Consider the following 12,881-nt stretch of genomic DNA (forward strand, 5'->3'; position numbering starts at 1 on the left):
ATTCTTCTTTATTGCTTTGTTTATAGTCAGTTATGGGCGGAATATGCCTTTGTTTAGCTTCGTTTAGTCTAAAAAAACGTTAATGAATATTTGCCTCATTCAGGTGAAAAGATTATCTTTGGGAGGATTTTTTTAGAGGTCGTTTGTTTAACCACTTGTAATCTGAAGGAAAATGCTAGAAAAAACGTTGGTGATTTTGAAACCGTGCACCATACAGCGTGGGCTAATTGGAGAGATTATTCAACGTTTTGAGCGTAAAGGTTTACGCTTGGCTGGTATGAAAATGGTACAACTAACAGATGAAGTATTAAGCATTCATTATGCCCATTTGAGCAACAAACCTTTTTTCCAAAGAGTTAAGAATTCAATGTTGGTTTCACCAGTCATTGTGTGTTGCTTTGAAGGTGTAGACGCCATACAGGCTGTTCGACTGTTGGCTGGACCTACAAATGGACGTTTAGCCGCTCCCGGAACGATTCGTGGAGATTATAGCATGAGCTATCAAGAAAATATTATTCATGCCTCTGATTCCTTAGAAACGGCTAATGCTGAATTAAATAGATTTTTTAAACCTGAAGAAATATTCGAATATAAGCAAGTGTCTTTTGACTATATTTATGCTAATGACGAATATTGATAATGCCCTAAATGCGAATGAATTTTAAATATGTTAAGACAGTGATGGTAGCCGCAGCGGCTATGATTAGCTTGAGTTCTTTTTCTCAAGATTTGATTGCTCGTCAGGCTCCTATTGACAGAAAACTTAAGTCTGTTGATTCACTGGCTTTACAAAGACAAATTAGAGCAGAACAAGCTGAATATCCTGCTTTAAGTTTATATCCAAACTGGAATAACGAATATGTGCATGCTTATGGTAAGAGCGCTATTATTCCAGATAGCTATACCATTGATCTATCAGGCTTCTGCATGCCTACTACTAATACACGTATAACTTCTCCTTTTGGTCCACGTTGGCGTAGAATGCACAATGGACTAGATATAAAGGTTAATATTGGTGATACTATTGTGTCTGCTTTTGATGGTAAGATACGTATCGTTAAATATGAACGTAGAGGTTATGGTAAATATGTGGTTGTTCGTCATGAAAATGGTCTGGAAACCGTGTATGGGCATCTTTCAAAACAGCTTGTAGAAGAAAATCAAATTGTTAAAGCGGGTGAGCCAATCGGATTGGGTGGAAATACCGGACGTTCTACCGGATCACATCTTCACTTTGAAACTCGATTCTTAGGACTTGCTATTAATCCGGCCTATATGTTTAACTTCCCTAAGCAGGATGTTGTTGCTGATACGTATGTCTTTAGAAAATCTGGAAGATATAACATTGCAGCGGGTTCGCATGATGGTGGTTTAAATGAAGAAGGTGCAATTAGATACCATAAAGTGAAGCGGGGAGATACACTATCGCGCATTGCTAAATTGCGTGGAGTATCAGTAAGCAAGCTTTGTAAACTGAATAGAATAACTACTCGAACAACTTTAAGACTGGGACAAGTATTGCGTTGTTCATAAAGAGATAATAGACAATTTATAAGAGGGGGCCTTTAATATAATTTAGAGTGCCCCTTTTCTGTTTTCATATTATTATTGTTACCTTTGTACTCTATTTGTAAAGAAGATGAAAGAGACTAAACAACAATTTGAGCATGTCATTGCACTTTGTCGTGATTTGTTTTCAAAGAAATTACATGATTATGGACCAGCATGGCGTATTCTACGTCCTTCGTCAGTGACTGATCAAATCTTCATAAAAGCGAACCGTATTCGAAGCATTGAAACTAAAGGTGTAACTTTAGTTGATGAAGGAATTCGTTCGGAATTTATCGGCATTGTTAATTATGGAATTATCGGCTTGATACAATTGGAAAAGGGATATGCTGAATTAGCTGATATGACTAATGAAGAAGCTTTGACCTTTTATGATAAATATGCTAAAATGGCTTTAGACTTAATGATGGCTAAGAATCATGATTATGATGAAGCTTGGAGAAGCATGAGGATCAGTTCGTATACTGATCTTATCTTGATGAAAATCTATCGAACTAAGCAAATAGAAAGCTTGTCTGGTCATACATTAGTGTCTGAAGGCATTGATGCTAATTATATGGACATGATAAATTATTCTGTGTTTGGCCTCATTAAATTGGAATTTGAAGGGTAGTTATTTACATATAGCGACGATTGTCTGGGTGAATATTTGTCGATTCCTTTTGGCGACTGTGTTCACTTTTTCTGGTTTTGTGAAAGCTGTTGATCCGATTGGTTTTCAATATAAAATACAGGATTATTTAATCGCTTTTGGCTTTGGTCATTCTTTCCCTGAAAGTTTTCAGTTAGGAGTGGCTATTCTTTTTGCTGCATTAGAATTCTCTATTGGAATTTTCCTTTTTCTTGGGATTCGGAAAATGATCGGTCCGCTTTTAGCCTTGCTCCTAATGTTAGTGATGACTCCTTTTACGCTTTATTTAGCCGTTTATAATCCGGTATCAGATTGTGGATGCTTTGGAGATGCTTGGGTCTTAACAAATTGGGAAAGTTTTATAAAAAATATTGTATTGTTGTTAGCGGCTTTGTCTCTTTTTAGATGGCGTAAATTGCTATTCCGATTTGTGAGTGCTGATCTTGAATGGTTAGCTTCTTTATACACCGTTCTTTTTGTTTGTTGTCTAAGCGTATATTGCATCAAGAATCTTCCTATTATTGATTTCAGACCTTATAAGATCGGTCGAGATATATGGGCAGGAATGCAAATCCCGGAAGGGGCTAAGCCAGATGTTTATGAGAGTTTCTTTACCTTAGAGAAAAATGGAGTTCGCAAAGAGTTTACTTTAGATAATTATCCGGATAGCACGTGGACCTTTATTGATTCACGATCTATTTTGAAAGAAAAAGGTTACGAGCCTCCGATACATGATTTTTCACTCAAAGAGGTTGTTGGTGGTAACGATATAACGGAGAATGTGTTGACTGATATGGGATATACCTTTCTTCTGGTGACTAATCGTTTGGAGGAGTCTGACGACAGTCATATTGATTTGATTAATGAAATTTATGATTATTCGGTAGAAAACAAATATCGATTTTATGCTTTGACTTCTTCTTCTTCCGATCAAATTGAAGGATGGAGAGATCGGACAGGAGCTGAATATCCATTTTGCCAAGTGGATAACATCACTCTAAAAACGATGTTGCGTTCTAATCCGGGATTGATTTTAATAAAGAATGGTAAAATTATAAACAAATGGAGTGATAGAAATATTCCTGATGAATATGTCTTAACCGATCGCTTGGAGAAATTACCATTAGGGAAACAGAAATCATTTAATGATTGGGATACAATTGGCTATGTTGTGTTGTGGTTCTTTGTTCCGCTGTTTGTCGTGTTAGGATTAGATATTTTATTTATTCGTCGTCATCAATGGAAGGCAAGAAAGGAGAAGTCTAGACAGCAGGTACAGGCTCATACCGACTCTGTGTCTAATGATTCAGTCGAATAAAAATGATAATGCTTTTTTATTAACCCTTTAAATAAATAAACAAAAATGAGAAAAAACATTGTTGCAGGTAACTGGAAGATGAATAAAACACTTCAAGAAGGTGTGGCTCTTGCTAAAGAATTAAATGAGGCATTAGCTAGCGAAAAACCTAATTGTGATGTGGTTATTTGTACACCATTTATTCACTTGGCTTCTGTTACTCCTTTGGTAGACGCTGCTAAGATTGGAGTTGGAGCTGAAAACTGTGCAGATAAAGCTTCTGGTGCTTATACTGGAGAGACTTCTGCCGAAATGGTTGCTTCTACTGGTGCGAAATATGTTATCTTGGGTCACTCTGAGCGTCGTGCTTATTATGGTGAAACTGTTGAGATCTTGAAAGAAAAAGTTGATTTGGCTTTGACTAATGGCTTAACTCCGATTTTCTGTATTGGTGAGGTTCTTGAAGAACGTGAAGCTAACAAACAGAATGAAGTTGTTTCTGCTCAAATGGAGTCTGTATTCCACTTGTCTGCAGAAGAATTTGCTAAAATCGTTTTAGCTTACGAACCGGTTTGGGCTATTGGTACAGGTAAAACTGCTACTCCTGAACAAGCACAAGAAATTCATGCGTTTATTCGCTCACTTGTTGCTAATAAGTATGGTCAAGAAGTTGCTGACAATATTTCTATCCTTTATGGTGGTAGCTGTAAGCCTTCTAATGCAAAAGAATTGTTTGCAAATCCTGATGTTGACGGTGGTTTGATTGGTGGTGCTGCTTTAAAGGTAGAAGACTTTAAAGGTATTATTGATGCATTCAATGCTTAAAGACAATCGATAATAATTGAGATTATCCTGATGGTATTCTTGAAAAGAGTACTTGATGGATAATCATCTAGTTTAAATAATTAGCATTCAATGAAAAGATTTATTCTATTCACATTCTGTTTAAGCAGTTTTTTCACGGTTACATGGGCTCAAAATATTATTAAGAGTCTTGAGAAAACAGTGCCAGGACAAGGAAAAGTGACTATTTATCAGGATCCTCGCATTGAGGCTTTGATAGGATTGGAACATATTACCCCTATAACAGGTGAGCAGAATTTTATAAAAGCTCAAGGTTTTAGAGTCCAGGCTTATGCCGGAAATAATACTCGGCAGGCTAAAAATGAGGCCTATAATATAGCTTCCAAAATCAAAGAGTATTTTCCGGATTTAACGATCTATACTTCATTTAATCCTCCACGCTGGCTGTGCCGAGTTGGAGATTTTCGTAGTATTGAGGAAGCAGATGCAATGATGCGTAAACTTAAAGCAACGGGTGTATTTAAAGAAGTTTCTATTGTTAGAGATCAAATTAATATTCCTTTATAACCTTATATTTATCACATGTTAGAAAAAGAACTTATTGTTTCTCCTGATTTGGAAAGTTTGAAAGGCCATTATCGGCAAGTCCTTAGTTTATTGGGAGAGGATCCCGATCGTGAAGGTTTGGTTAAGACTCCTGAACGTGTAGCAAAGGCAATGCTCACCTTGACTAGGGGATATCGTATGAATCCTCATGAGGTATTACTCTCGGCTAAGTTTAAAGAGGAATATAGCCAGATGGTTATTGTAAAAGATATTGATTTTTTCTCTTTGTGTGAACACCACATGCTTCCTTTTTATGGTAAAGCTCACGTTGCATACATCCCTAATGGCTATATTACGGGATTAAGTAAGATTGCACGTGTGGTAGATATCTTTTCTCACAGACTTCAGGTGCAAGAACGCATGACTTTGCAGATTAAAGAGTGTATTCAAGAAACTTTAAATCCATTGGGGGTTATGGTTGTTGTAGAAGCTCAGCATATGTGTATGCAGATGAGAGGCGTTGAAAAGCAAAATTCGGTCACTACGACTTCTGATTTTACAGGTGCTTTTAATCAAGCCAAGACACGCGAGGAATTTATGAATCTAATTAGACAAAGGTAACTGGACTGTAGGTGAAAAAGCAATTTTAGATGGATGGGGAGATTACCGTAAGACAACGCGATCTCCCAAATGTTTAGCCATTAAATTTTGAACTTCCTTTAGTTCCTTATATCTTTTCATTAGTGAATTGCATTGTTCTTCATTGCTCATTAATTGTGGATTCTGGAGTGCTAATAGAACATGCTTAAGTTCTTCAGTTACAATTGCATATTTGAAGTTAATCACAAGAGTTGGAACGAGTTCGACCAAACGTTCTTCATCTGTGATTATTCTTTGCATTTTTGAATGGTATTTACTTAATTGATATCTAACGTTTACCAGATCAACGCAAAGCTTGCTTATTTGAGGATTTGGATGAGTTAGAAAGTAACGTTCTGCTTTGAAATTTTTATCGTGTAAATGTTGCATGGCTTCCGTTAATATTTGTCTGTGTAACGGATTGTGAAAGTGTAGACCATCTTCTTTTAAGTCATTTATAACATACTCGATAACAGTAATAGAGGTTTCTTGACTGTTTTCATCGGTAACGGAACACATGACTTGTTCGCCATAACGAACAACTGCTTGTAAGATATATCGCTCATATCTATAAAACTCTTGCCCTTCTTTGCCTTCTTGTGGAATTAGAGAGTGATAAGGCAGATCTCTGTTACTTCGTGATGCTTCATTTTCTACTGTTGCTCCTTCTGCTGAAGATGTTCCCTGAGTATTGGTTAATTCCGATTGTGAGGAACTTGTGGCCACAATAGGTTTATTCTTTTTCTGTGCCTGTATTTCCCTTATTTTAGCAACTTCGGCAACCAATATCTTTTCTTCAATTCGTAATTGCTGGCTGCATTCTTTGATGTAAACGTCTCTGACAATAGCTTCTGGAATGACAGAAATGCTATGGACAATATCTGTGATTAATGCGGCTTTTTTAATCGGATCATTTTCAGCCTCTTTGATCAGTAGATTGGTTTTGAACCGAATAAAATCGGTTTCGTTTTTATCGAAGAAAGCCTTAAACTCATCAGAATTGTGTTTTCGAGCAAATGAATCTGGGTCTTCTCCATCTGGAAGTAAGCAGATTTTGATGTTTAAACCTTCTTCAAGTAGCATGTCAATTCCGCGTAAAGAAGCTTTTATACCTGCCATATCTCCGTCATAAAGTAGAGTCAGGTTGTTCGTAAACCGGTGTATCAATCTGATTTGGCCTGGAGTTAAGGCTGTCCCGGATGAGGATACCACATTTTCTACACCCGACTGATGCATAGATATGACGTCGGTGTAACCTTCTACGAGGTAGCAACGATCTTGTTTGACTATGGCTTGTTTGGCAAAGTAGATGCCATAAAGTTCATTGCTCTTATGATATATTTCTGATTCGGGTGAGTTGACATACTTCATTGTAACCTTCTTGGTCTGACTACTTAAAACACGTCCACCAAAAGCTACGACTTTTCCTGATAGCGTATGTACCGGAAAGATAACCCGTCCCCAAAAACGATCTCTTAAACGATGGTCATCTGTCTCGTAACAGAGTCCGGTTTTTATTAGATATTCTTTTTTATATCCTTTTTGCATCGCCTCTGTGGCTAATGCATCATGACTGTCGGTGCAATACCCTAATTGGAATTTACTGATAATATCATCTCGAAATCCCCGTTGGCGGAAATAAGCCAAACCTATATTCTGACCATCAATATGATTTCTTAAGATATTTTGAAAGTAATCGTTTGCAAAGTTGTTGACAATGAATAGACTTTCACGTACTGATTGAGCTTGCTTTTCCTCGTTGGTTAGTTCCCGCTCTTGGACCTCAATATTATATTTTTTTGCGAGGTATTTAAGTGCTTCATAGTAGTTCATTTGCTCATGTTCCATGATGAAATGAACTACATTTCCTCCTTTTCCGCAACTGAAACATTTGCAAACACCCTTTGAAGGAGAAACACTGAAAGATGGCGTTTTTTCGTTATGAAAAGGGCATAGACCGACATAATTAACTCCACGTTTGCGGAGTGTCACAAATTCTGAGACGACATCTACTATTTGTGCAGCATCTAAAATTCGGTCTATGGTAGCTTGATCAATCATTGTTCTCTTTTAAATTTCGTATACAAAGTTACGTTTCTTTTGAACGTGTTCAAAAGATTGTTGCGAAAAAAGGAGCTATTGTCACTTAAAGATCTTAATTTATTTTATGGCGAATGTTCTTAAGGAAGATCCGCAGTTTTTCTGAGTCTTTGTGAGCAATAATTTCTAAAAGGCTTTTAAGTTCTGTCCGAATATTCTCAACTTGTGCCGGTGTTCGAGAGTTAAATAAAATCTCTTGAAGGAGGAAATCATCCTCACTTAATAAGCCTTTAGCTATTGCCATGTGTTTCTTAAAGGTAGTGCCAGGAGCTTCTTGGTGCTTCATTACGGCTGCAAAAACCAATGTCGATACGAATGGGATAGATAAGGAATAAGCCATGGTCTCATCATGTTCCTCGAAAGTGTATTCAAAGATATTGAGGTTTAGACTATGGTATAAATCTTTGAAAAAAACTTTCCCTAGATGATCGCTTTCGCTAATAATAATGGCATTTTCATTTCCTAAATTATTTAGCGTCGCAAATGTTGGACCGAACATTGGATGTGTCGATACATAACGAAATCCACTTTCTTCATAAAACGTCTTTAACCCGTTCTTGATGGAAGCAATATCGCTTAAAATGCAATCTTTAGGAAGTACCGGGAGGACTTTCTTAAAGGCTTCGATCGTGTACTTTACTGTGGCTGCATTGATGACGAGTTCCGGCTCAAACTCTTTTATTTCTTCAAGTGTCGTAAATCGATACGTGTTATAGACAAATCTTAGTTGATGAGGATTGACGTCAAAAACGGCTGTTTCGTGTTCAAAACTTAAGATGTCTGTGAAAAAAGAACCCATTTTACCGGCTCCCAATATTAATATACGCATGATGCCTTTTATTTATTGATAATAATCATTTGTTGGCGGACAGATTCTTCATGAATAGCTTCAAAAACGGTTTTGATAAAATCTGCATCCATTTCACATTGCTCCCCTTGCATGCCTCTCTTTTCTAAGATTTCGTTGTATCTTCCAGCTTGTAGAACGGTTATGCCATGTTCTTTTTTATATGTACCGATTTCTCGAGCGATACGCATGCGTTTAGCTAATTCTTGGATGATATTATCATCGCATTCATCAATTTGCTTACGCAATTCGGACAAATTTTCGGTCGTTTGCGTTTCTTTGCGAATAACCAACATATTTAGAATGTAGTCGAGCACATCAGGGGTGACTTGCTGTGAAGCATCACTCCATGCTTTTTCCGGATTACAATGGCTTTCGATAATTAGTCCATCGAAGTTTAAATCCATGGCTTGTTGACAAAGTGGTGCTATGAGTTCGCGTTTACCTCCAATGTGGCTAGGGTCACAGAAAATGGGTAAATTAGGGATACGGCGGCGCAATTCAATAGGAATGTGCCATTGTGGTAAGTTGCGATATAATTTCTTATCATAACTGCTGAAACCACGATGAATCGCTCCTAGACGCTTTAGTCCAGCGTTGTGTATACGCTCTAAAGCTCCAATCCATAATTCTAGGTCTGGATTTACAGGATTTTTTACTAATACAGGAATATCCACCCCTTTTAGGGCGTCAGCTATTTCTTGAACAGCAAAAGGGTTGGCAGTGGTGCGAGCTCCGACCCATAGTAAATCTACTCCGGCTTTTAGGCATTCATAGACATGCTTGGCAGTGGCCACTTCTGTTGAAACATACATTCCTGTTTCTTTTTTAACTTCTTTCAACCAAGCTAATCCTTCTACACCTACTCCCTCGAAGCCTCCGGGTTTGGTTCTTGGTTTCCATATGCCTGCACGAAATATTTTTTGTCCTTTGGCTGCTAATAACCTAGCTGTTTCCATGACTTGTTCTTCGGTCTCGGCGCTGCATGGACCTGCGATCACCATTGGACGCTTGTTTTCTATGTTCGGAAGTAAAATTGATTCGAGTTCCATTGTATATTCTTTTTTTATGATTATTCAATAACTATTTAATTGACTTTAATTCTTTTATTCGGTTCAGAGCTTCTTTTAGTTTTTCGTCTTTACAGCATAGTGATATGCGGATATAACGTGCTCCATTGCTGCCAAAAATGAATCCTGGAGTAATAAATACTCTGGCTTTGTGAAGAATCTCTTCAGTAAGTTCTTCTACTGTGGCATAGCTTTCAGGTATTTTCCCCCAAAGGAACATACCAACTTGATTGTTGTTATAGGTACAATTCAGAACTTGCATGATTTGTTCGGCTAATTGGCGGCGATTGCTATAGTTGCGGTTATTGCTCTCGTACCAATCGGCTTCTGCTTCTAAAGCTGTTGCTGCTGCTAATTGCATGGCCCTAAACATACCACTGTCGATATTACTTTTCACCTTTAAAATCCATTCTACAAATTGAGCATTTGTAGCTAACATGCCAATTCGCCATCCAGGCATATTATGACTTTTACTCATTGAATTAAATTCAATGCAACATTCTTTTGCTCCAGGTATGCTAAGTATGCTAAGAGGATGTTCATTAAGTATAAAGCTATAAGGATTGTCGTTGACTACAACGATATTTTTACGACGAGCGAAGTCTACGATTTTTTGGAACAATTCATTGGTCGCATTAGCTCCTGTTGGCATATTGGGGTAGTTAACCCACATGAGTTTTACGTTCTCGAGATCCATCTGCTCTAGAACATCAAAGTCGGGCATCCATTCGTTTTCTTCTTTTAAATCGTATGAAACGACTTCTGCTCCTAACAATCGGCTAAGTGAAGTATAGGTTGGATATCCCGGATTAGGAACTAAAACTTTATCACCCGGATTAACGAAAGCAAGCGTGACATGAAGAATGCCTTCTTTTGAGCCGATTAAAGGTTGGATTTCCGTTGCAGGATTAAGTTCAACATTGTACCAACGCTGATACCAATTGGCAAAACTTTGTCGAAGTTCGCTAATGCCAACGTAAGGTTGGTAACCGTGTCCGTTGGGGTCGTTCGCTGCATCGCACAATTTATTGATAGCCTTCGATGATGGAGGCATATCCGGACTTCCGATACCTAGGCTGATGATGTCTTTTCCTTCGGCATTCATTTGCGCAACTTCTTTTAGTTTCTTAGAGAAGTAATATTCGCTAACTCCGGTTAGCCTATCGGCCGGGCTGATGTTATATGTTTGATTTTCCATTCTTATATTCACCTAAAAGTTTTAATTCTTTCGTTAGAGGACTAATAGCTGTTAATGCTTGTTTGTATCGGATATAGTCGGTAAAAGTGATATCTACGTAAAATTGATATTCCCATTCTCTGCCGATAATAGGAAGAGATTGAATTTTTGTCAAGTTAATGTTGTAAAATGATAAGATAGATAGAACTTGAGATAGGCTTCCTTCAGTGTGGGGAAGTGTGAATACCAAACTTGCTTTGTCAATAGACTCATTTTTATTTATTTCTTGTTCATTAATCTGTTGAGGATCGGCTACAACTAAAAAACGAGTAAAGTTATGTTTGTTTGTTTCAATACCTTCTTTCAATACTTTCATTCCATAATGCTCCGCTGCTGCCTTAGAACAGATGGCAGCACGACCTGTTAAATGCTTACGTTTAATCCACTCGGCACTTAGGGCGGTATCTTCGGCTTCAACAACTTTAATGTTGGGGTGGTTGTTTAAGAACTCACGACATTGCATTAAGGCGATAGGGTGTGAGTTTACTTCCACGATGTCGCCCCAATCTTCTTCAGGAAGACATACAAAACAGTGTGAGATACGTAATTTATATTCTCCAATGATTTGTGTTCCGCTTAAACGAAGGAGCTCGTTGTTATAAAGCAGACTTCCTGCAATTGTATTCTCGATAGCCAACATTCCAATGACTTGGTTATCCTTTTGGATGGCGTTGAATACATCTTCAAATGTGGAACAACAGATTAACTCGATGTCCTCTCCTGCATAGTAATTATGTGCGGCTATATCGTGAAATGAGCCGTAGGTGCCTTGAATTGCAATTCTTTTCATGTTGTTCTTGAATTATATAAAAAAATCCCGCATCCAAATATGGAGCGGGATTCATATGATTAACTCTTTCTTTTTAGTTCTTAAGCATCACTGTCACTTGATACATACAAACTCCCGCTCTACTTTCTGGCTAAAGTAAAAGTAAAAAAAGAAGTAATATGCATAAGTAAACGATCTCATCAATAGTTTTCTTTTATTTTCTAGTTTGCGACAAAAGTAATATAAATTTGTTATATGCAAATCAAAAAAGAGATTTTTTTTAGTGTTTAGTGATAGTTTTTTATAAAAAGTGCCTCGTTTTAAATATTATGTTATAAACCTAAGATGTCGGTAGACGGCGCCTGTTGATTATTAAACTCTCCATTTAGCAAAGCCTCTTCTTTGGGATTAAGCTCTAGTGACTTTTTCATATCTCCCATTGAACCAGCTTTGTCTCCATTAAGTAGTTTTGCTCTTCCGCGTTCATGATAGCCTTTAGCAAAATTAGGGTTGAGTTCAATGGCTTCATCGAATAGAGCAATGGCTTCTTCTAACTTTTTATTGGCAATGAACATTCGACCTAATTGAAGATAAGCTTCTTCATTAAAAGGATTAAGGGTTGTAATTAATCGATAATCGTTTTCAGCCTCTTCGTTGTTCTGGTTTATTTCTTTGATGCGTGCGCGTACTAGTAATGCGTTTTCTTCTTCTGGGTGTAAGTGAAGTATGTTAGTAACGTCCTCCATGGCTTCTTGCACTTGTTGCATCTCAATGAGAATGTTAGCTCGTAATAGGCGGGCTTCAATGAAATCATCTTTGAATAAGATGGCTTTAGTCAGGTGCGCAATAGCCATTAAATCGTCTTTCTGGCCTTTCCGTGCTTTCCCTAAAAAGAAATAGGCAGTTGCATTTTCTTTGTCGATCGTTAATACGGAATGTGCTGCTTCTTCCATGCCGGAATAGTCTTCTTCGATAAAACAAACGTTAGATAATGATAATAAGGTCTCAGTCATGTGAGGTTCCATGTTTATCATTTCTTGAAGCAGTGCTTTGGCTTTTGGAAGTTCTCCTATTTGTTGGTAGACTTGACTTAGATATCCCATTGTTTCAAAGTCTTTTTCCAGAGCAAGTGCCTCACTGAAACATTTTACTGCATAATCAATATGTCCTATTCGCTGAGCACGAAGTCCGTCATATTTAAGTATTTCAAAGTCCTTTTTATTGTTTTGAGGCTGATTATTTTCTATCGGCTTTTCTGTTTGGCCTGAAAATAAAGATTTAAAGAAATTCAGCATGGTTTTTGTTTTATATGTTTATGATGCAAAAGTAACGATTTGTTTCGGTTTTGTAAATCTTTAAATAAAAATCGTCT

At 37.4% G+C, this 12,881-nt stretch carries 13 protein-coding genes; 7 read left to right on the top strand and 6 right to left on the bottom strand.

All coding sequences use genetic code 11. From position 1 onward, the window contains the following. Positions 1–172 precede the first annotated feature (172 nt). The 7 genes from ndk (at position 173) to folE (ending at position 5,468) form a co-directional block, all read left to right on the top strand. Positions 173–637: a nucleoside-diphosphate kinase gene (gene ndk / locus AC4PG5_RS12455; RefSeq protein WP_492029182.1), complete on the top strand. Its 465-nt coding sequence runs from the start codon at positions 173–175 to the stop codon at positions 635–637. 17 nt (positions 638–654) lie between these two features. Continuing rightward, positions 655–1,533 (top strand): peptidoglycan DD-metalloendopeptidase family protein, encoded by an 879-nt coding sequence (locus AC4PG5_RS12460; RefSeq protein ID WP_492030760.1) that lies wholly within the window; start codon positions 655–657, stop codon positions 1,531–1,533. Between the two features lie 106 nt (positions 1,534–1,639). After that, a complete protein-coding gene (locus tag AC4PG5_RS12465; protein ID WP_492029183.1) occupies positions 1,640–2,182 on the top strand; it encodes a DUF1599 domain-containing protein in 543 nt (180 codons plus the stop codon). Then, complete coding sequence (locus AC4PG5_RS12470; protein ID WP_492030761.1) at positions 2,172–3,518, top strand: BT_3928 family protein; 1,347 nt, start codon at positions 2,172–2,174, stop codon at positions 3,516–3,518. Before AC4PG5_RS12465 ends, AC4PG5_RS12470 begins: the two co-directional genes overlap by 11 nt. 45 nt (positions 3,519–3,563) lie before the next feature. Beyond that, on the top strand, positions 3,564–4,322 hold the full coding sequence (tpiA, locus tag AC4PG5_RS12475) for a triose-phosphate isomerase (protein WP_492029184.1): 759 nt from the start codon (positions 3,564–3,566) through the stop codon (positions 4,320–4,322). Positions 4,323–4,412: 90 nt separating this feature from the next. Continuing rightward, positions 4,413–4,868 carry an SPOR domain-containing protein gene (locus tag AC4PG5_RS12480; protein WP_492029185.1) on the top strand — a complete coding sequence of 152 codons (456 nt, stop codon included), beginning with the start codon at positions 4,413–4,415 and terminating at the stop codon, positions 4,866–4,868. A gap of 15 nt (positions 4,869–4,883) precedes the next feature. Beyond that, on the top strand, positions 4,884–5,468 hold the full coding sequence (gene folE / locus AC4PG5_RS12485; protein WP_492029186.1) for a GTP cyclohydrolase I FolE: 585 nt from the start codon (positions 4,884–4,886) through the stop codon (positions 5,466–5,468). A 42-nt stretch (positions 5,469–5,510) separates the two neighbouring features. Here folE and dnaG read toward each other — a convergent pair whose 3' ends face one another. The 6 genes from dnaG to AC4PG5_RS12515 all read right to left on the bottom strand — a co-directional run bounded on the left by dnaG (position 5,511) and on the right by AC4PG5_RS12515 (position 12,804). Next, on the bottom strand, positions 5,511–7,547 hold the full coding sequence (gene dnaG / locus AC4PG5_RS12490) for a DNA primase (RefSeq protein ID WP_492029187.1): 2,037 nt from the start codon (positions 7,545–7,547) through the stop codon (positions 5,511–5,513). A gap of 94 nt (positions 7,548–7,641) precedes the next feature. Next, positions 7,642–8,415: a prephenate dehydrogenase/arogenate dehydrogenase family protein gene (locus AC4PG5_RS12495; protein ID WP_492029188.1), complete on the bottom strand. Its 774-nt coding sequence runs from the start codon at positions 8,413–8,415 to the stop codon at positions 7,642–7,644. An 8-nt stretch (positions 8,416–8,423) separates the two neighbouring features. Beyond that, the gene (locus AC4PG5_RS12500; RefSeq protein ID WP_492029189.1) at positions 8,424–9,485 is read right to left on the bottom strand and encodes a bifunctional 3-deoxy-7-phosphoheptulonate synthase/chorismate mutase type II; all 1,062 of its coding nucleotides are present in this window, start codon (positions 9,483–9,485) and stop codon (positions 8,424–8,426) included. A gap of 31 nt (positions 9,486–9,516) precedes the next feature. Then, positions 9,517–10,707, bottom strand: coding sequence for a pyridoxal phosphate-dependent aminotransferase (locus AC4PG5_RS12505; RefSeq protein ID WP_492030762.1), 1,191 nt, complete (start codon positions 10,705–10,707; stop codon positions 9,517–9,519). Next, positions 10,682–11,530 carry a prephenate dehydratase gene (locus AC4PG5_RS12510; protein WP_492029190.1) on the bottom strand — a complete coding sequence of 283 codons (849 nt, stop codon included), beginning with the start codon at positions 11,528–11,530 and terminating at the stop codon, positions 10,682–10,684. The genes AC4PG5_RS12505 and AC4PG5_RS12510 overlap by 26 nt, the downstream gene beginning before the upstream one ends. 311 nt (positions 11,531–11,841) lie before the next feature. Next, positions 11,842–12,804 carry a tetratricopeptide repeat protein gene (locus AC4PG5_RS12515; RefSeq protein WP_492029191.1) on the bottom strand — a complete coding sequence of 321 codons (963 nt, stop codon included), beginning with the start codon at positions 12,802–12,804 and terminating at the stop codon, positions 11,842–11,844. Positions 12,805–12,881: the final 77 nt, after the last annotated feature.

It is taken from the genome of Bacteroides sp. QWL-09, assembly GCF_058683585.1.